This is a genomic window from Psychrobacter proteolyticus (assembly GCF_038155145.1).
In the GTDB taxonomy this organism is placed as follows: Bacteria; Pseudomonadota; Gammaproteobacteria; order Pseudomonadales; family Moraxellaceae; genus Psychrobacter; species Psychrobacter proteolyticus_B.
This window is the reverse complement of record NZ_JBAKAY010000006.1, coordinates 257,646-277,751: the sequence shown is the minus strand read 5'-3', so window position 1 is coordinate 277,751 and position 20,106 is coordinate 257,646. Positions and strand designations below refer to the sequence as shown.

General features: G+C 43.9%; 18 protein-coding genes. 11 read left to right on the top strand and 7 right to left on the bottom strand.

The genetic code is table 11. The features are described 5' to 3' along the window. The first annotated feature begins 17 nt into the window (after positions 1 to 17). Complete coding sequence (locus tag V6252_RS09835) at positions 18 to 308, top strand: hypothetical protein (protein ID WP_341610264.1); 291 nt, start codon at positions 18 to 20, stop codon at positions 306 to 308. A gap of 78 nt (positions 309 to 386) precedes the next feature. Here the strand turns inward: V6252_RS09835 and V6252_RS09830 are convergent, their stop codons facing one another. After that, entirely contained in the window at positions 387 to 848 is a 462-nt protein-coding gene (locus V6252_RS09830) for a cell division protein ZapA (protein WP_341610263.1), read from the bottom strand. A 106-nt stretch (positions 849 to 954) separates the two neighbouring features. Next, positions 955 to 1,395, bottom strand: coding sequence for a hypothetical protein (locus tag V6252_RS09825; RefSeq protein WP_057761479.1), 441 nt, complete (start codon positions 1,393 to 1,395; stop codon positions 955 to 957). 212 nt (positions 1,396 to 1,607) lie between these two features. Between V6252_RS09825 and V6252_RS09820 the strand changes: the two genes are divergently transcribed. The 3 genes from V6252_RS09820 to V6252_RS09810 all read left to right on the top strand — a co-directional run bounded on the left by V6252_RS09820 (position 1,608) and on the right by V6252_RS09810 (position 4,494). Beyond that, positions 1,608 to 2,261 carry a UPF0149 family protein gene (locus tag V6252_RS09820; RefSeq protein WP_057761477.1) on the top strand — a complete coding sequence of 218 codons (654 nt, stop codon included), beginning with the start codon at positions 1,608 to 1,610 and terminating at the stop codon, positions 2,259 to 2,261. Between the two features lie 48 nt (positions 2,262 to 2,309). Continuing rightward, the gene (gene argE, locus V6252_RS09815) at positions 2,310 to 3,590 is read left to right on the top strand and encodes an acetylornithine deacetylase (protein WP_341610262.1); all 1,281 of its coding nucleotides are present in this window, start codon (positions 2,310 to 2,312) and stop codon (positions 3,588 to 3,590) included. 175 nt (positions 3,591 to 3,765) lie between these two features. Continuing rightward, positions 3,766 to 4,494, top strand: a complete 729-nt coding sequence (locus tag V6252_RS09810) for a LysE family translocator (RefSeq protein WP_341610261.1) — start codon at positions 3,766 to 3,768, stop codon at positions 4,492 to 4,494. 202 nt (positions 4,495 to 4,696) lie between these two features. On the opposite strand, the gene miaB is transcribed toward V6252_RS09810, so the two are convergent. Beyond that, a complete protein-coding gene (gene miaB, locus V6252_RS09805) occupies positions 4,697 to 6,190 on the bottom strand; it encodes a tRNA (N6-isopentenyl adenosine(37)-C2)-methylthiotransferase MiaB (protein ID WP_341610260.1) in 1,494 nt (497 codons plus the stop codon). Between the two features lie 347 nt (positions 6,191 to 6,537). Between miaB and V6252_RS09800 the strand changes: the two genes are divergently transcribed. The 4 genes from V6252_RS09800 to V6252_RS09785 all read left to right on the top strand — a co-directional run bounded on the left by V6252_RS09800 (position 6,538) and on the right by V6252_RS09785 (position 11,740). Continuing rightward, positions 6,538 to 8,670, top strand: coding sequence for a lytic transglycosylase domain-containing protein (locus V6252_RS09800; RefSeq protein ID WP_341610259.1), 2,133 nt, complete (start codon positions 6,538 to 6,540; stop codon positions 8,668 to 8,670). A 495-nt stretch (positions 8,671 to 9,165) separates the two neighbouring features. Continuing rightward, positions 9,166 to 9,846, top strand: a complete 681-nt coding sequence (locus tag V6252_RS09795) for a hypothetical protein (protein WP_341610258.1) — start codon at positions 9,166 to 9,168, stop codon at positions 9,844 to 9,846. A gap of 370 nt (positions 9,847 to 10,216) precedes the next feature. Beyond that, on the top strand, positions 10,217 to 11,206 hold the full coding sequence (locus tag V6252_RS09790) for a malate dehydrogenase (protein ID WP_179797575.1): 990 nt from the start codon (positions 10,217 to 10,219) through the stop codon (positions 11,204 to 11,206). 294 nt (positions 11,207 to 11,500) lie between these two features. Then, entirely contained in the window at positions 11,501 to 11,740 is a 240-nt protein-coding gene (locus tag V6252_RS09785) for a DUF2789 domain-containing protein (protein WP_057761462.1), read from the top strand. An 80-nt stretch (positions 11,741 to 11,820) separates the two neighbouring features. Here V6252_RS09785 and ribF read toward each other — a convergent pair whose 3' ends face one another. Further along, positions 11,821 to 12,903 (bottom strand): riboflavin biosynthesis protein RibF, encoded by a 1,083-nt coding sequence (ribF, locus tag V6252_RS09780; protein ID WP_341610257.1) that lies wholly within the window; start codon positions 12,901 to 12,903, stop codon positions 11,821 to 11,823. 125 nt (positions 12,904 to 13,028) lie between these two features. On the opposite strand from ribF, the gene V6252_RS09775 reads away from it, so the two are divergent. Further along, positions 13,029 to 13,751 (top strand): N-acetyltransferase family protein, encoded by a 723-nt coding sequence (locus V6252_RS09775; RefSeq protein WP_341610256.1) that lies wholly within the window; start codon positions 13,029 to 13,031, stop codon positions 13,749 to 13,751. 11 nt (positions 13,752 to 13,762) lie between these two features. Here V6252_RS09775 and V6252_RS09770 read toward each other — a convergent pair whose 3' ends face one another. From V6252_RS09770 to ampD, 3 genes are all read right to left on the bottom strand, one after another. Next, the gene (locus V6252_RS09770) at positions 13,763 to 14,386 is read right to left on the bottom strand and encodes a hypothetical protein (RefSeq protein WP_341610255.1); all 624 of its coding nucleotides are present in this window, start codon (positions 14,384 to 14,386) and stop codon (positions 13,763 to 13,765) included. Positions 14,387 to 14,515: 129 nt separating this feature from the next. Continuing rightward, entirely contained in the window at positions 14,516 to 16,066 is a 1,551-nt protein-coding gene (gene murJ, locus V6252_RS09765; protein WP_102091874.1) for a murein biosynthesis integral membrane protein MurJ, read from the bottom strand. Between the two features lie 112 nt (positions 16,067 to 16,178). Beyond that, positions 16,179 to 16,808 carry a 1,6-anhydro-N-acetylmuramyl-L-alanine amidase AmpD gene (gene ampD, locus V6252_RS09760; protein ID WP_341610254.1) on the bottom strand — a complete coding sequence of 210 codons (630 nt, stop codon included), beginning with the start codon at positions 16,806 to 16,808 and terminating at the stop codon, positions 16,179 to 16,181. A 151-nt stretch (positions 16,809 to 16,959) separates the two neighbouring features. Here ampD and V6252_RS09755 point away from each other — a divergent pair, with 151 nt between their 5' ends. Together V6252_RS09755 and V6252_RS09750 are read left to right on the top strand one after the other, a co-directional pair. Beyond that, positions 16,960 to 19,119 (top strand): DUF4105 domain-containing protein, encoded by a 2,160-nt coding sequence (locus tag V6252_RS09755; protein WP_341610253.1) that lies wholly within the window; start codon positions 16,960 to 16,962, stop codon positions 19,117 to 19,119. Between the two features lie 125 nt (positions 19,120 to 19,244). Beyond that, on the top strand, positions 19,245 to 20,084 hold the full coding sequence (locus tag V6252_RS09750; RefSeq protein WP_341610252.1) for an SDR family oxidoreductase: 840 nt from the start codon (positions 19,245 to 19,247) through the stop codon (positions 20,082 to 20,084). Positions 20,085 to 20,106 lie beyond the last annotated feature (22 nt).

Below are 20,106 nucleotides of genomic sequence, written 5' to 3'. Positions count from 1 at the left end.
ATCGAAGGAGCACTGCCGTGTTTGCTGTTATTATCGTCATCCTTATTATTTGGGCTTCAATGTGGGCTTTTTATAAGTTTATGTACCCGCGCGCACCTAAGAGTATGATGCCAAAAGAAGGAGATGTGACCACTCCGCGTCAGTGCAATTTCTGTGGCAACAGCTTGGCTGAATATCGCGGTGTACTTGAAACCAAACCAAGCACAGTTACCGATGGCAATATTGAAGCGAACCAAGAATTGTTCTTTTGCAATTACGAACATCAGGCAGACTTTCACGCAGGCAAGACCTACACGCCTTATGCATAAATAGATAAATAATTGGCCACAAAAAAGCGCCTAACTTTATTGGCTAGGCGCTTATGAGTTTAATACAGTACGATGCATCTACAGTATAGAATGAGCATCTTTCATAATTTTATTGAGCAATGCCTCAGACTGTTTGTCTTTCTGCAAGCGATCTTCATCACTTCTTTGATTGGCATGGATTCTTTCATACAAGTTTAAGCAGCACAGTACCAGTATGCTTTCTTGGCTAAGGCTTGGCGCATCTCTTTTTAGATCGAGCGCATAGTTGTTGATATACGAAACCGCTGACAGTAGCTCTTCTTGCTCATGTACTGGACAAAAGATTGGATAAGTAACCCCAGCAATCGCGATATCAACTTTTTTGATTTGTGGTTCTGGCGCTTTAGGTGTTTTGGTATTAGATTGTGCCATGGCGCTTGATATATTTGATGCTGCTGGTGTCGTTTTTTGCGCTGGTACTGTCGCACTTGTTACTGGCGCATTTGGCGCTTGAGTATTTTTTGGTTGTTTTTCTATCGATTTGCTTTGGTCATCGGTCATGATAAATCCTACAATGTCTGGTCAGTGAAATGAGTGATATCAGATTTTACAAATAGCGTTATGCAGTTTTACAAGCAATATGTCTGCTATCTATTGCAAGAATGCGTTAGCCTTCTGCTTGATCGATACGGGTTAGGCGCTGTAATACGACTTGCGTACGCTCGGCTGCCAATTGGTTCTTCTTTTGTAGTTCACTGTTTTGTTGTTTGATATCGCTATACTGCTGCTTTAGCTCATTATTGTGTTGTTGCAGCTCGCTGTTTTGTTGTTGTAATTGGCTGATCTGTTTTTGCAGTTTGTCTTGTTCTTCACCGATCATATGGTGCGCTTCTGCAAGACTCTGATAGCGCTTATCGAGATCGTTCAGTTGTTTTTTTGCACCGTCACGTTCGTTATGGCTGTTGTCTAATTTGGTTTTTAGTGCGGCAAATTCTTTTGAATCAGTAACAGGGTGTTGTTTTAAGCTGCTAAGTTCAGCACTGACAAGCTGATACTGTTTTTTGATGTCGAGTACCATTTTTTCTAATATTCTAAGTTGATCATACATAGTCAGTTTTTATCCTTAACAAGTAAGCGTGAATGAATTTTGTTCGCTGCATTTAATAATGCCATAGGTGACCGCATAATATCTATATCAACAAAGTAATTACAAGCATCAGGCTTTGTCTTTTCACTTTTATTTATCGATGATTTGTCCATGACATCTTATCGCGACTATTTTTATTTTATGAGCAGTAATCAATTACTAGGACATCTATTATGAATGATAATATCTCTGGCTGGAATACTTGGCTGACTGCGTTTGATGATTGGACTGACGTGTCTATCAGCGAAGTGCATGGCATGATGACAGGGCTTATGACGGCTTGTAATGCACCTGACGAAGCAACTTGGGCTAAGGTGTTTGAGGAGCTTAGCTTTGCTCCATTACCAGAGCCTGCATTGACCTTGCTGACAGAAGAAGCGGAAGATATTGTGTTTCAGCTAAAAGACAAAGATGATGCCTACGCGTATATGCCGCTCATCCCAGATGATGAACATGATTTATACGAGCGCGTGATGGCGTTGAAACAGTGGGCAAACGGTTTTATGACCGGTTTCGGCATTACTGATTGTGGTTTGACCAGTGAAGAAAACGAGATGCTATCTGATTTGGCTAAGATTGGCGCAATTCGTCTCGAAGATGATGAAGATTTTGAAGGTGGCGAAGAGTCTTATCTTTATATCTATGAATTTGCTCGTATGGTACCCGTAAGTTTTGCCACGCGTAAACGCAAGGCTGTCAAAGATATCGCGCTCATCGCTGGTTTGTCTATCGATGCCAAAACAACCAAAGAGCTACAGGCAGAAGGTAAGCTACCAAAACCAATGCCTCCAGTGGTTGATGTGATGAATCATAACAATCCATCGTAAGGCAGCTCTGACACATCATAGTTCTGAAAATTGTAGTAAGGATATTTTATGATCCAAATTAACAGTAGTAATAGCGACAACGTCAGTAATAGCGATAACGTTGATAGTAGCAGCGCTGTCCAACTGAAAAGTGTCGAACATCCTACTCAAAGCCTAGATTGGCTAACACGTCTCATCGCCTTTGATACGGTCAGTCGCCATTCTAATTTGGCTTTGATTAACGATGTAAAGTCGTACTGTGAGCAGTTGGGTTTGACGGTAGATTTGACCTTTAATGAGGCTGAAACTAAAGCCAATTTGTTTGTGACTGTACCAGCTGGTGAAAACGCTGATATTATCAATAACGGTCTGGTCTTATCAGGTCATACCGACGTTGTGCCAGTTGATGGACAAGCGTGGTCTTCAGAGCCATTTACCGCGACGATACGTGGTGATAAGCTATACGGACGCGGTGCATGTGACATGAAGGGCTTTATCGCTTGTGCGCTAACAGTATTGCCGCAAGCCGTGCAGTTATCGAACAGCGGTCAGCTACGTCGTCCATTACATTTGGCATTGTCGTTCGATGAAGAGGTTGGTTGTTTGGGTGCGCCATTGATTTTGGCAGACCTAAAAGCACGCGGCATCACACCTGATTATTGCATCGTCGGTGAGCCGACCAATATGGCCATGGTAGTTGCACATAAAGGAATCGCGGTTTATCGTTGCCGTGTACATGGCAAGTCGGCGCATTCTTCATTGATTGCACAAGGTGTCAATGCTATTAGCTACGCTAGCAGATTGGTTGGCTATGTAGATACGCTTGCTGAAGAGCTGAGCGCTCGTGATGATAACGATGCCTTATTTACAGTGCCTTATTCGACATTGTCAGTAGGTACCATACATGGTGGTACAGCGACTAATATCGTGCCCAATCTGTGCGAGTTCACCTTTGACTATCGTAACCTGCCGCACATGACGCAAGACGATATACTAGCGCCCATTCGAGCAAAAGTCGCTGAGCTAAACGCGCAAATGCAAGCGCGCGCGCCAGAGACTGGCATTGAGCTGATGCAAGAAGAAAGCGTACCAGCAATGACTGACAATGATAGCGCTGAGTTGCAATCATTGATCGCTGCGCTGACAGGAGATGATGAGCGTCATAAAGTGGCTTACGCGACTGAAGGCGGTCAGTTTACCAATGCAGGCATCCCAACGATTATCTGTGGCCCTGGTAGTATTGAGCAGGCGCACAAAGCGGATGAGTATGTGGAGCTTAGTGAAATTGAACGCTGTGATGTGTTTTTAAAGAAGCTATTAGATAGCTGTACGACTCAGCCGTCCATGTAATCGTAATTATTCAGAAGAAGGCATGTCGTTTCTTTAATGATTTCTGCGAGAATTTTTGATATATAGGTATAAATGACACCGTCTTAATGGCGGTGTTTATTTTTTAGTCGCGTATTTAAGTCGTATAGCCGTTCGTATTAGAACCATTTACACATGACAAAGTAGGGGTGGGTTGATGTCTTGGCATCTGTTTGCAGTGTTTTTCGCAAGTACGTTTTTTATTTCAGCGACCCCTGGTCCTAATATGCTGCTGGCATTTCAGTATGGCATGAACTATGGCGTCAAACGAACCTTATGGACACTGGCAGGTCTGAGCCTTGGCTTGTTTGTATTACTGCTATCGACACTGCTTGGCTTGGACGTGATCAGTCGCCAGTCACCGTGGCTACTGACCATCATTAAAGCCGTGGGTGCAGTATACTTAATCTATTTGGGTATCAGTTCTTGGCGCGATGCTGGCGACGGTAGCTTGATGAGCGATGCTAAAGAGTTGAGTGCCGAGGTAGCAGCAGACTATGCTGCCACTGATGGTGCGCCCAGTACACCACAGCCGCGTTCACTATCTAGTGCTGCTACTAAGATAGCGCCGAGCAATACAACCTTGTTTCGTACTGGTGTTTGGGTATCATTATCTAATCCGAAAGCTATCTTGTTCTTTGCGGCATTTTTTCCTAAGTTTATCAATTTTAGCGCGCCACTATGGCCGCAATATGTTCTATTGACTATCGGCTTGTTTTTGAGTGAAACCATTTGGCAAATCGTATATACGCTAGGTGGCAAAAAGCTGGCAAGCTGGCTTGATGTTGGTAATCGCTTAGCGTGGCTCAATCGTGGTTGCGGAGTGATATTTATAATTATTGCTGCTGCTTTATTGGCTGAAGTGATAAAAAGTTTTATGGTATAAAAGGTGCTATTCACGAAAAAGAAGATATCGATATCATCCGAAAAAAACGTCGCCGTGAGACTAAGCAACAGTTACGGAAGACAGATTGGTTATCAGAATAGTGATGGTTAACATTCATCCACAAAAAAGCCGTTCGCTATGATAGCAAACGGCTTTTTTATTCTTACTCAAATTTATAATTTAACTACTGTTACCTTAACCACTATGCCAATACTTCGATTAGCTCACCTTTGACCATGTGCGGACTAACGAAATCAGTAATACGTACGCTCACAAGTTTACCCAACAGTTCATCCATTTTCTCAACATCATGAGGGAACATGACGGTACGAGTGTTATCTGCCGTACCGATTAAGCAGTCAGGATGACGGTTGGCAACTTGTTCAACCAAGACACGAGTCGTGGTACCGACCATTTCATGCGTTTTGGCAAGTGTCGAATCAATGATGACTTTCTGAAATTCAGCCAAGCGCGCTTTTTTAGTGGTGAAGCTTACATCATCTGGCAACTCAGCGGCTGGCGTGCCTGGACGCTTAGAGTAGATAAAGCTGTAAGAGTGATCGAAGTTCAACTCTTTTGCTAAGTTTAAGGTATCTTGGAAGTCTTGATCAGTTTCACCAGGGAAGCCAATAATAAAGTCGCTCGACAAGTGAATATCTGGACGAATGGCTTTTAGCTTATTAATCTGATTGATATAAACATCGATTGTATGGTTGCGCTTCATCGCTGCCAAAATAGCATTTGAGCCACTTTGAACCGGTAGATGTAAGTGCGATACTAGCTCTGGCAATTGGGCATATGCATCAATGATGTCATCAGTGAACTCTAGTGGATGGCTAGTCGTATAGCGAATACGCTCGACACCATCAACGTGCGAGACATAGTGCAATAGTTCAGCGAAACGGCAAATGCTGCCATCGTCTTTTTCGCCGCGATAGCCGTTGACGTTTTGACCCAATAGGTTGATTTCACGGATACCTTGAGCAGCAAGGCTGTCAATCTCAGCCAATACGTCATCAAGTGGACGCGATAATTCTTCACCGCGTGTATAAGGCACCACGCAGAATGAGCAATATTTTGAACAGCCTTCCATTATAGAGACAAATGCTTTATAGCCTTCTACTCTTGGCTCTGGCAAAAAGTCAAACTTCTCGATGCTAGGGAATGAAACGTCAATTGTACCGATACGGTTTTTAGGCGCGATTTCACGTTGCTCATTTGATTGGTCGTATAGCTCTGGCAGGCGATGCAAGGTTTGCGGGCCAAATACCATATCGACATAAGGCGCACGCTTTTGAATGTTATCGCCTTCTTGTGAAGCGACGCAGCCACCAACGCCAATGACAAGGTCAGGGCGTTTTTCTTTTAGTTTGCGCCAGCGGCCCAATTCTGAAAAGACTTTTTCTTGCGCTTTTTCGCGGATAGAGCAGGTATTCATTAACAATACGTCGGCCTCATCGATATCATGAGTCACTTCCATACCATGCGAATCGCCGAGCACGTCTAGCATTTTGCCAGAGTCATAGACATTCATCTGACAGCCTTGGGTCGTGACAAAGACCTTTTTTGTCGCTGCTTTTTCGACGGGTGCTTGGACTGAACTTGCTTCTTTGAGTGCAGTGACAGCACGTGCGGTGACAGTCGTCTCAGCAACAGCATCGTCATCGATGCGGGGATTGAATACAGTAACACTCATAAGGATAAGTCCATGATTGACCAAAAATATAGCGGAGTAGCCGATTAACAGGTGGCGTATTTTATCACAACCCTGTGCCAATGTGAAAAATTAGCACGAGCGATAGCTCCTCAATATGATAAATAATTCATAGCAGTATCAATTATTTACTGTCGTTCATATTACTATTCATAAAAACTGCGGCTCGTTATCACTTCTATGTTACACCGTGCTGTCCTATTTATTAACAAAAGGTAAAGGAGATAGTTGAAAGCACAATGAGTATAGTATGATGATTGCTATACCCTTGGCGGTACTTAGCGAACCGTTATTCACATATTTATAGAGATATCATAAAGAGAGTCAGTATGACAAAGTTGCGTGTTGCGCATAGCATCAAGGATGAAGAGTCTATCAGTCAAAAACACGCGTCAAAGCGAATCACAGTAGGTACGCTACGGTTGAGCGCGTTGAGCGTGGCAACAGCGGTAAGTGCACTTGGTGTGTCACAGGTCGCTTGTGCCGAGTTGACCTGGGGCGATGAGGAAAGCTATCAACAAGAAAGTAACTATCAACAAGATTATCAGCAAGACAGTAGTATTGACTCATTTATGGCAGCCGCTATCGCCGCAGATCGCGGTGATGTGAGTGCGCTCTATAACTATGAGCAAGTCATGAGCGGCGGCTTGTTTGCGATGTATCCGACTTATTGGCGTATGAATCTAGACCTCAATTCGCAGAGTTCAGCGGCGGTCTCGCAGTTTGTGCGCCAATATCCAGACACGGTTATGGCTGAGAAATTAGTGGCTGATTTTGCGGAGACGAAAGCAGGATCGAATGATTATGCCTCGGTTAGACAGGTAGCCAATTTGATTACCAATGCGGATGCTAGTGAGCGCTGTGCGGTTGCGCTTGGGTTTAATAATGGCGGTGACACCATGCGTGCTATGGCAGCCAAATCTGATGTGTGGCTGACCACCAAAAAGCAACCAGCATTGTGCGATCAGCTAGCGATGGAGATGAACAACAACGCGCTAATTAGTAATCAAGATCGTGCGGCTCGTCTCAAGCGTATGTTACGTAAAGGCAAGACAGGCGATATTATGGCATTGTCATCACGCCTTGGTACGCCAATTGCTTATTCGGCGCTCAGTGAAATTCAGCTAAATCCGTCTTCTTTCTTTAGCCGTTTTGGTCGTGAGCCTGCAAGCCAAACCAATCAATACCTATATATGTACGCAATCGGCCGTATGGCTGACAAGTCTTATCGTGAGGCGGCGCTACAGTTAGACTTTGATATCAAACAAGACAATCAGCGCGCGGTCAAATTGTTGAATGATGAAACCCGACGCTATGCTTATCGTACGCTTGGCGTACAGCGTATGAATCACAACACTGATGATGGCTTTAACGCTGAAGCAGTGGATTGGTTCCGCAACAGTTTGGACAACGACTTTAATTTTGAAGAAGCTGAAGATTACGCGATGGCAGCGATTCGCTTTGGTCGTTGGGATGATGTGGTAGAAGCTATCTCAAAAATGGATGGCGAAACGCAAAAAGAAGCCCAGTGGCAGTATTGGCTAGCTCGTGCGTATGAGCAGTCAAGCGATAGTAGCAAGCGCAATACGTCTAAAAAAATGTATCAAAACCTAGCAAAAAGTAATGACTACTATGGCCTGATGGCAAAAGACAAAATAGGGCAGCGTTTTGATGCTAGCCGTTTAGGCGGTAGTAATTTGCCTAATGTCAGTACCGCTGATCGCGCGCGCGTCATGCAAGATGCCAACTTTGCTCGTGCGTTTGCGTTATACAACTCTGAAGCTAGTCGTGCTTATGCCAATCGCGAGTGGAACTGGGCAGTGAAGCAAGCTCGTGACAATCGTGATGACAATTTGATCGTCGCTGCTGCTCGTCAAGCCTATGATATGGGCTGGCTCGATCGAGCGATTTATGCAGTTGATAATACTGATAGGGTGGATAGTCTCGCACTCTCGCATCCGATGCCGCATCAAAGCGCAGTCGTACGTTATAGTGAGTCAGCAGGTATTGATCCAGCATGGGCGTACGGTATTATGCGTCAAGAAAGTCGCTTTGTGACTTCAGCACGCTCAAACGTAGGCGCGAGCGGACTGATGCAAGTTATGCCTGATACCGCAAAATATATTGCTCGCAACCTAGGCGAGACGTATAGTGCGAGCCGTGCCAATAGCGGTGATACCAATATCCGCTATGGTACGTGGTATATGGGTGATATTTTGGGTAAGCTTAATTATCAGCCAGTATTGGCAACCGCAGGCTATAACGCTGGTCCTAATAACGCCAAACGCTGGCAGCCAGTTTATGGCTCACTTGCTGCAGATCAGTATGTAGAGTCGATTGCATTTCCTGAGACACGTAACTATGTCAAACATGTGATGGAAAACGCCACTATTTATAGCAGTCTGTTGGGTCGTGGTCAGCCGATTACTCAGCGTATGGGTACAGTGCCAGCTGGATTTTAATCACTTAACTTGTATTTGATAAACCACTAATGATTTATTGTTAGTGGTTTATTTTTATCTGCTGATTTGCTTTGCTAATTGTCAATTTATCAACTCTGATTTGCCAAAGTAGCATTCATTTGGCTAAGATAAATTTTACAGCTGTTATCCTTCAGTGCTTTATCAACATTTATCGATCTTCCTGACGATGTCGTCAACGTTTACGTTTTTGCTATAGATTAAAAAAAACGTTTTGTTACCATTGCCTTAATGGGAAACCCTATTTTTCAGTCTTGTTCTTAGGTCAATGCGTGTTTTATGTATCGCGTCTAATGATTTAAGTTATAGCCTATGTCTTATCATTGCTAACTAACTGCCTTCAGTCCTATGATCAAAAAATATTTTAGTCTGTCTACGTCGCCAAAAACCAAATATTCGTTATCTAATCGGATATGCTTTTTATCGAAGGCAAATACAAAGACAGATACAAACCTGAGCAACAAGGCTGCTAACTGTATGGTGCGATTGCGTGCAGATTTGGCTAGCAAACATAGCGTAGGTAGTATCAAAGCGACAATGAGCTTTGGCGCTTTACTGCTTATACAAGGCGTTATACTGCTACCAGCACAGGCGGCTAGCACGGTTAAGACTGGTCAGCGCGTATTGATGATTGAGATGACCCCAGCATTATGTAATATGCAGCCGACGCGGGCACGTATGCGCCAGTGTTTAGAAGGGTATTCGTTAACCGTATCTGGTCTAGATATGGGATATGGTGAGCGCTGCGGTCGTGGTAGTGAGCCACGTCTTACCCCGCTACAACTAAAAGTCGTTAACCGAATCATGCCTGACACAACGGTACGTAGCCAAACGTGGCAACGTTACGGAGCCTGTAGTCCGCTTAGCGCTAGCAGTTACTTTCGGCAGATTACTAACTATGCAGGTGGATTAAAGCTACCGAATGAGCTAAATACGGGTAATAGTTATACCGTTTCCAAATCACGATTTATCAGTCAAATGACCCGTCTTAATAGTGGTATGTCATCAAACAGTGTGGATCTCATCTGTCAAGAAGGCAGCCGTCGCCAATCGATACTTACTGATATACACGTGTGTTATGAAGGTAGTGATTTTGGGACTTGTCATGACGTTGTAGACAGCTGTGGCAGTAAATTTATCATTTCAGGTGGACGATAGTCTTTACTTAGTTACCTGCTTAAACTTCCTTTTCGATACCGTTTTTCATTTCACTTAATCGAATTTGATGGTGCACATTGCCTATTTTGACCATTATATCTACCTATAACACAGTGAAAATATGCTTTAGTTATCATGTGCTAAAACCCTCTAGCGCTTTATCTATAAGCGCTTAGCCTCTGTAGAACTCCTCTCGTATAAAATGTAACAATATAATCCCTGACGGGTCTATGACTGTATCTAGACGGTCACTGCGATGAAGTGCTACACTAGCTCTCGGTTTATACATGCTGCTATGCGGCAAACAAGTCGATATCTAAAATGATAATCGTTCATTAGAATTATCTAATAATTAATTAGGGAGTATTCAATGTCAATGAAACAGCCTTTACGTGTTGCCGTCACTGGTGCCGCTGGTAATATCAGCTACGCGATGCTATTTCGTATTGCATCTGGCGAGATGCTAGGTAAAGATCAGCCAGTTATTTTGCAATTACTTGAAATTACGCCAGCTCTTGACGCCCTAAAGGGTGTGGTCATGGAACTAGAAGACTGTGCATTCCCATTGTTGGCTGGTATCGTCCAAACTGACGATGCTAACGTCGCATTCAAAGATATCGATTATGCTTTACTGGTTGGTGCACGTCCTCGTGGCCCAGGTATGGAGCGTAAAGATTTGCTAGAAGCCAACGCTGCGATTTTCTCAGCACAAGGTAAAGCATTGAACGAAGTCGCTAGCCGTGATGTAAAAGTATTGGTAGTCGGTAACCCTGCCAACACCAACGCACTTATCGCTCAGCGCAATGCACCAGATCTTGATCCACGCAACTTCACAGCAATGACTCGTTTAGACCACAACCGTGCTATGGCACAGTTGGCTGGCAAGACTGACAGTACTGTAAATGACGTGAAAAAAATGATCATCTGGGGCAACCATTCGTCAACTCAGTATCCAGATCTAACCGCTTGTACAGTAAACGGTAAGCCTGCGCTAGATTTAGTTGATCGCGAATGGTACGAAGCGACTTATATCCCAGAAGTACAACAGCGCGGTGCTGCGATCATTAAAGCTCGCGGTGCATCATCTGCCGCTTCTGCTGCCAACGCTGCTATCGCACACATGCGTACGTGGGCACTAGGTACTGATGAGAACGATTGGGTATCTATGGGCGTTTACTCAAACGGCGAATACGGTATTGCTGAAGGTTTGATCTACTCATTCCCATGCACATGCACTAACGGCGACTGGTCTATCGTAGACGGCGTTGATGTATCATCAGATTTCTCTAAAGAGAAAATGGCTGCCACTGAGCAAGAGCTTAGTGAAGAGCGTGATGCAGTAGCACATTTACTACCGTAAATCTAAGCTGCTATCCAGTAAGCTATGATTTAAGTAGTAAAGATAAGTAGTACAAAAAAGCCCTCTTAAATGTGAGGGCTTTTTTTATGTCTATAAGAAACAGGCAAATGAGAGCAATTCAATCATCATCTTAAATGAATAAAAGCGATTTACCGTTAATACAATTGATAACGTTAGATAAACGTTGATTAACAGCTATTAAAATAAAGCTTGCTACAATGAATATGTCAATTTGAATAATAAGCACATTAAACAATAAGTACGACCATATTCGTACCATTTAAGGAGAAAATTATGTTGGGTGAACCAGAATATAGTATGAATGAGTTATTTGCTCAGTTAGGTCTAGATAGCTCTGATGAAGCAATTGATAATTTTATCGCAGCAAACCAATTAGCTAGCGAAGAAAAACTAACAGAGGCTAGTATTTGGACGGATAATCAGCGCATGTTCCTGCAGGAAGAATGGCAAAAAGATGCAGCATGGGTAGAAACCATCGATGAGCTAAATGTCCGTTTGCATCCTGATGCATAAAGACTTATAAACATATTTGAAAAACCCCGCGATAGTCTTAATATCGCGGGGTTTTTTTATATCTGGAGTAACGCTAAACTTTAAATTTGCTTTTCGCGCCACTCAAGTAGATCTGCGACGTCTTGATGAATACCCGCTTTTAATGCTTCTATTCCATCATAGCGACGCTCACCGTGCAAAAAGTGTAGGAAACGTACGTGTAAATTCAGTCCGTACAAATCAGCTTGCAACTGCGGAAAGTGGACTTCTAGTCGCCAGTCATCACCTTTATCAACAGAAGGTCTTTTGCCAATATTAGCCGTGCCAAACAAACTATGCGCACGCAAGCCTGCAACACCTGTACGACCATCGGTGGCAAGCGCAGTCAAACCATCAGCTATCACACTACCATTGTCATCTAAGCTCACCACATCAACTGCAAAAATACCATGCAGGGCAGGCTTTATTCGTTGCAAATCGATATTTGCGGTAGGGAAGTCTATCGTACGACCTATCTGATCGCCGCGCACAACCACTCCTGTGATTGCATAGTCACGACCAAGTAACCTGTTGGCTGCTTGAAGATCACCTGCTAATAGTAAATCACGAACACGAGTAGAGCTGATACGGGCAGCGTCGTTATCGATAGTATCAACACTGTCGCTATCAACATTGTCGCTATCAGTATTACTATCAGTGACCGTATGCAGGTTGGTCACATCCAAACCATAATCACGCAAAAACTGACTGTCGCCAGTACGATCATGACCGAAGCGAAAGTCATCGCCCAACACCAACGCTTTGACGTTCAAACGCTTGGCTAATATATCGGCAAACGCTTGTGCTGATAGCGAGCGAAATTCTGTATCAAAACCTGCTACGATCAATGTTTCAACGCCATACTCTGCTAGCAGTGCTTGTTTTTCTGCCAGATTGGTCAGGCGCGCAGGCGCTTTAGCAGGTGCAAAAAACTCGCGTGGCTGCGGCTCGAATATCATGACCGCCGCACCCAAATTTTGGGTATGCGCAATTTCACGAACTTGGGCTAGCATTGCTTGGTGACCAAGGTGTACACCGTCGAAATTGCCGATAGTGAGCACGCAAGATGCCAACTCTACTGGGATAGTGTCCGTAGATGAAGTGTGTGGCGACGAAATCAGTTGCTCAAGAAAATAGGTTTTCATAAGTTTTCAGCTATGATGAGACCAAATAAAAAACGAAAAAACACATCTATGCTTAAAATTGATGTGTCTAAAACCAGCCATTATAAAGTAAAATAGCCACACTAACATCCTATAGTCTACGTGTAATGCAAGTATGGCGCATAGGGTGGCTATTCTTTATTGCCAATGATGCTAATAGTAATCCTAACAACAATCCTAACAACAATCCCGACAACGATGGAGATCTTATGTCTGCTGCTGCCTTAAATACTATACCAACCGACCTATCGACATATCAGCTTACCGATCAGTTCGTTGTGCAGCGTGCAAGTAAAGAAGATTTAGCAGAAGTCTTAGCCATTTATAATCAAAGCATACCGGGCAAACAAGCAACAGCCAATCTTGCATTGGTTACGCTAGAGGAGCGTGCCGCTTGGTTTGATGAACATTTGGATAGCGCAACCAGACCAATATATGTGGTCAAAGCATTACCATCAAATAATGTAGACCAAACCAAGGCACCAATAGTTGCATGGGGCAGTTTTAGCGATTTGTACGCGCGTACGGCCTATCACATCAGTACTGAGATTAGCATCTATCTAAATCAAGATTATCAGGGCAAAGGGTTAGGCAGTTTGCTGACCCGTTGGATGTTGACGCAAGCACCAAGCCTAGGTATTCGAAATATCATCGCCCTTGTCTTTGCTCATAACCATCCAAGCTTAGGATTATTTCGTAAGCTTGGCTTTGAACAATGGGGTTATATGCCCGAAGTTTGCGATATGGAAGGGTTCATCGCTGATGTTGTGATGCTTGGTAAATCAGTCACGTCAGACGATATTTTAGATAAAGCACCTGAAACAATTTAACTTAAAACGCTCTAACCTAAAATCTTCCATTGATCTTCTATCTTCTGTAGCTGGTAGGTCAGTGGTGCAGGTTCGCTCTGTCCTTTTAGCATCAGCTCGCCAGTGATGGTGGCACGAGTTTTATCATCATTATATTTGGTGTCAGTAATCGTAACGCCATCCACCGTTTGCTGAAACGCAGACTGGGTATTGGCAAGCTCTTCTTCGAAGTTTGCCATATCAACTTGGTAATATGACGCCGCATCCTTCACATCACCGTAATATAAGCTGTTTAGGGCTTGCTTGACAGTATCCTCTGGCGTACCGGCTTGAGTTGGATTGGTCACTAGGCTTTTCTGTTTGGTCGCATCGGTGACTGGATTAATATTGTCACTATCAATCGCCGTCTTATCTTTAGTGCCATCTGTAATTTCGCCTGTTTCGCTAGCACTGTCAGCAATCTCTGCTTGGTCAGTCGTATCATTGTCTAATGTGACGTCTTCTGAGGTATCAACAGTCGCTGCCACATCTTCATTATTGGTAGCAATTTCAGCTGACTCATTATCGCTACAGCCACTAATAAGTAGTCCAGTGCTTAGTACACCAGTTGCTAGCAAAATTGGTAAGCGCTGAAAGATTGGCTGTTTCGTTGTCATATTAAACCTCAAATGTCATTTATTCATTAGTGATCTATTATGACAATTATTCGCAGCGCGCATTGTCATTTCTCATAACAGGCTTGTTTTGGTTTCGTAAGCCCGTCATAAGTTTGCTTATACTTTGTCCTAACCGTGCTTTAGCTGACGCGGACGGAACCCTGTCGCTAGCAATACCACACCGTAAACCAGCGCTCCGACGGCACACATAATAATCAGCGCGACGATACGCTGCCACTGAGCCTCATCGGTAGGGAAGTAAGGGAGCATAAAATAAAGCACGCCAATCATAGAGCCAGTCGAGATAGCAAACTGCGTAAACAGCTTTTTCCAATGCGGACCGAAACGGAAAATATCACGCTTGTGCAAGAAGTAATATAGCAAGCCTGCGTTTACAAAAGCAGCGCCAGTCGTAGCCAAAGCCAGACCACCATGTAGTGGTATCTCTAAGAAATAAAATATCCCGATAAAAATAACACTAAAAATCATATTAGCGATGACAGAAATGATGCCGATTTTTACAGGGGTTCTGGTGTCTTGACGCGCAAAAAATGCAGGGGCAAAAATCTTAATGAGCATAAATCCTAAGATACCACCTGCCATACTACGTAAGGCCAGTGAACTCATTTGGGCATCACGTAAGGTAAACTCACCGCGTAAAAATAGTGCTTGCATCAATACATCTGCCAGTACAAATAAGGCAGCCGAGGCAGGCACACCGACCAAGATGATAAGGCGTGCTGCCCAGTCGATGGTCTTTTTAAAACTGACGTCGTCTTTTTGAGCTTCGCTTTTCGACAGACTTGGCAATATGACGGTACCAATCGCCACGCCAATCAGACCCAATGGAAGCTCGCTCATACGTTCAGCTGCATAGAGCCAAGAGACTGAACCGCCAATCATTAATGAGGCAAAAATGGTATTTAACAGTAAATTAATCTGAGTAACAGAAACACCAAAGATAGCAGGTAACATCAGTTTCAAAATTCGACGAACACCTTCGTGCTGGAAGTCAATCTTTGGTGCGACAAGCAGCTTTTGTTGCCAAAGCTGCGGCAGTTGAATCAAGAATTGTAGCAAACCTGCGATAGCAACGGCATAGCCAAGCGCCATAATGGGCGTATCAAACATCGGCGCAAAAATCAGCGCACCACCAATCATACATAGGTTCAATAGAACTGGTGCAAAAGCAGGTGCGGCGAAACGACCGTAGCTTTGTAGAATACCACTGGCAAAGGCTGTCATAGAGATGAATAGCAAATATGGAAAAGTAAGACGCAATAACTCAGCAGTAATGGCAAACTTATCAGGCTGATCGGCAAACCCAGGGGCAAACAACGTCACTACCCAAGGTGCGATTAAGATAACCACCACCGTCAGCATCGATAACACTAGCAATAATGCACCTGAGGTTCGACTGACCAAAATCTGCACTTGTTGCAAGCTGTACTTTTCTTTGTATTCGGAGAGGACTGGCACGAATGCTTGGCTAAACGCACCCTCCGCAAACAGTCGTCGTAAAAAATTTGGGATTTTGAAGGCGACCAAAAAGGCATCCATCAAACCACCTGCACCAAAAACCCCTAGCAATACAACATCACGTACCAAACCTAAAATACGCGATAACATGGTCATACTACTGACCACCATGGTTGAACGAAATAACCGACTTTTTGCCATGAGAACCTATCTTGCTAAGTTGTATATTGAGTTATGTGCTGATGTGATATGGATAAAAAACTGACAAATTATATCACTTTCACCATTGAGATAAATGGATTGAGTGTGGAAATCACTTATGTGACGGTACACCGTTTTTCGTTGCATCAGCCACTAACTGGCGCAATCTTGCCCATTCAAAATAATCACCAGGGTCAGTCTTACGCCCAGGCGCGATATCGCTATGGCCTGTTAAGTGGCGACGTGTTTTGGGATAGGCCGTATAGATGGCGGCAATTACTTCGGCTAGCTGCTCATATTGAGCAGAGGTGAAGGACACAAAATCCGACCCTTCAAGCTCGATGCCAATGCTATAATCATTACATTCAGGTCGACCCAAGTAGCTAGACCGCCCAGCATGCCACGCCCGTTCGTTGAAATTGACGAACTGAGTGATAGCGCCATCACGTTCGATAAATAAATGCGCTGATACTTCCGCGCCTTTAATTGTTTGAAAGTAAGGATGAGCATCCCAGTCTAATTGATTGGTAAATAATGCTTTTACATAATGCGTGCCACTAGCGTCGCAGGCATCAAATTCATTCGGTGGTAGACTAATATTGTGTACGACAATAGCGTCAATACTTAAACCTTTTGGCCTTACATTGTAATTGGGTGAGGCTAGCCAAGTGGCTGCTGATAGTAGACCATCTTTGATAGTCATTGGCGATGTAGATGATGAGTCTGGTGATAATACGGGCATAATGCTCTCTTTTTATACTAGTATTGATAATGGTGTAATAAACAATCTATCTAAATAGTTAAATGATAGTGGGCGATGTGTTTGATTTTTTGACCCAGAAACTCTAATAACGCTGATAGCGTATGAATAATAACGTGCGAGATTTTACCTCATGTCTATAAAACTAACGTCCATACCTATCGATTGTACGCTAATGACCATTGGCCTGCGAGCACGTCTGCCATTGGCTATAGCAGGGCTGTTACTCTCGGCTCAAACACAGGCATTTTTACCAACGCCGCTGTCCGTTCTTGAATCAGATGTATTGTCACCTGACGCATCTAGCTTAGCACCTACTAGCACAGCACTTACTTATTCTAATTCAGATGCATTATCTGAGCCGGACAATATCAGTAGTGCTGAACCTAATATTCAAAATAGTACTTTATCTGAATCAAGCTTAGCGACAGAGCAGCTACTATCAACATGGCGGCAGCAAGTAAAAACAGACAAGTTGGCACAGCATACAACATGGCGACGCTTGTTGTATTTTTACGATGATAAAAACAGTGTATTCAGTAAAAAGAAAACCGAGAGTTTGGTTGATGATCCGAGCTTTTTTTTAAGTAAGAATGGTCAACGAGATTCAGGTGCAGAGTTGGATGCGATGCTCGTAGCACTTGCGCAAGAGTTGGCATCATCGGCGACTGATAACGACCAAGCCAAAACTGATACCAATAATAATTCTGTCTTGTGCCGTTTTCCAGCGCGAGTGGCATGGTTGACAGAGGTGCTAGCGATCGATACTGCAAGTCTATCTGCTGACTGTGCAGAATTGGATGAGTGGATGTCGACATTGGCGCCTGAGCAGCTGTCTATCATGTTTGCGCAGGAGTATTTGGACAATCCGCTCTCTGCGTTTGCTCATACGCTGTTACGCATTGACTCAAAATCGAGTATCGCCGATCCAAACCAAATCGATAAGTCTTATGCGCTGAACTATACGGTAGACGGTGATCCAAACGACAGTTTTCCAGTCTATGCTACCAAGTCAATGATTGGTAGCTACAACAGTGCTATCGAAATTGACCCTTATCCAGAGATGCTAGCGAAATACCTGCAAGATGATGAACGTGATACGTGGACATATCAGTTGAGTCTGACGCCCGCGGAAGTTCAGCAGATTATGCGCCACGTTTGGGAAACCAAAGCATTAAAGATGCCGTATTACTTCACCACGGACAATTGTGCTTCTGAGATTCTGCGTCTTATTGATGTGGTCCGTCCGCAGCAAAACTTACTAAGCCAACTGTCTTACGCAGTCGTGCCTTCTGATGTGATTCAATTATTAAATGATAAGCAGTTGCTGGCAAGTACCACTTATACACCTGCTGATAATACCTTACGTCAAAATCAGCTCAATGAGAAAAAACAACAGCGCACACAGTTGGGCTATCATAATAGTGCCAAACAAACCGTGAATGAGATCAAGTCTGCGCAGCTCAACCCTGTATCGAGTATGTCAGCTGATGGGCAAACACTACTCAAGCGTCAAATCGACGTATCGGATAATAATCCAATAGACAGGCATCCGCTACAATTGGGCACGATAGGTATAGGGCAGCGTGGTGACGATGACTATATAGATATTGGGTTTCGAGCGGGATTTCATGATACGCTTGACCACGCCTCAGGGTATCCACAATTTTTTAACTTAGAAGGGTTAGCTGCGACATTACGACTGTATGACACAGATAACAATAACCCCAATCAGCCAGATAGTGTGACCTTGCAAAACGTCACTTTGATTCGTGGCCGCTCTTTTAATCCAATCAATGCAGCCAAAAAAGGCAATACTTGGGGCGCCAGTATCGAGGCGACGCGAGTAAACGATGGATCGCAAGAGGTAGGTACGGATCATTTGGTCGGTAGCGTGGGTTACGAAAAAGGCTGGTCATGGGCATTTGGTACACCAGCCGCAGGTACTGGTGAGATGCCGCCGCAACTGTGCTATACGTTTTTGGCAGGTACAGGGCAAGTAGGACGCGGTATCAATAAAGGCTTTCGTCTAGGCGCAGGTATCAATGCGGGCTGCCGTTACCAGATTAACAATCAGTTACGCGCGCAAGCTGAATTGCAATTGCCATATTGGTATCATGGCAACAGCGATGAAACCAACGTCCGTGGTCATTACTGGCAACCAATCTCAAGCTTAGGGCTGCAATACGACATTGATAAAAACCAATCATTACGTATCAATGCCAATTACGAATGGCAAGAACGTATCGATGCTAATGATGATATACAGCTATCGTACAGACGGTACTTTTAGGCACTGATTTAGATATTGGTTTAGAAACTGATTTAGCCGTTGATTTAGGCATTAATTTAAACAAAATGGCTTCTAAGCGCTGTGATGGTTGTATAAAGGAAGTTGTATAAAGGAAAACATGCTTTATGAGTACGCAAAATTTACTAATTATTGGTCAAGGTGCTATCGGCCTGCCAGTAACCAATAAACTTGCCCAAGATGGCTATTGTGTGACTGGGCTGGCTCGTAGTGAGCGCCACCATTATGATTTGATAGATAGCGCAGATTTTCTGCAGGCTGATGCGTTGACGCTGACGACTGAGCAACTGCAAGCGTTTACTCATATTGCGATTATCGTCACCCCTGACGAGTACTCGACCAGCGGTTATCACGACAGTTATCTAGCGATTAATCAGCATTTAGCAACGCTTGCTCCACAGCTCACCAAACTTGAACGTGTGGTATTTATTTCTTCTACTGGTATCTATGGTCAGGATAATGGCGAATGGATTGATGAGCATACTGCACCTGTTACGCCTGCGCGTGAAGCCTCGAAATTCATATTGCAAGCAGAACAAGCACTGCAACAAGGCTTTGGTGATAAAGCCATTATTATTCGCCCCAGTGGTATCTACGGTCGCGAGCGCTTAATGCGACTACGCAAGGCTCGTGAGCCAAATAAAGATCCAGTGCCAGCTGAGCATTGGAGCAACCGGATTATGGATCGCGACTTGGTCAATATCATCGCCAAAGTGTTGACGATAGAAACATCAAAGCCTATTTATCTAGCGACGGACTATCGACCTGTTACTACGTTTGAGCTAGGAGTTTGGCTTAGTGAGCAGGTTGGCGAGACACCTCCTACTACTGATAATACAAAAACCTCAGTGACAGGAAAACGCTTGCACAGCAACATTCCGTTAGCTTGGCTTGATTATGCTGACTGGCAGACAGGCTACCGAGATATTTTAAATTATCAGGAGTAAGCCCTTAGAGTTAAGCCCTACA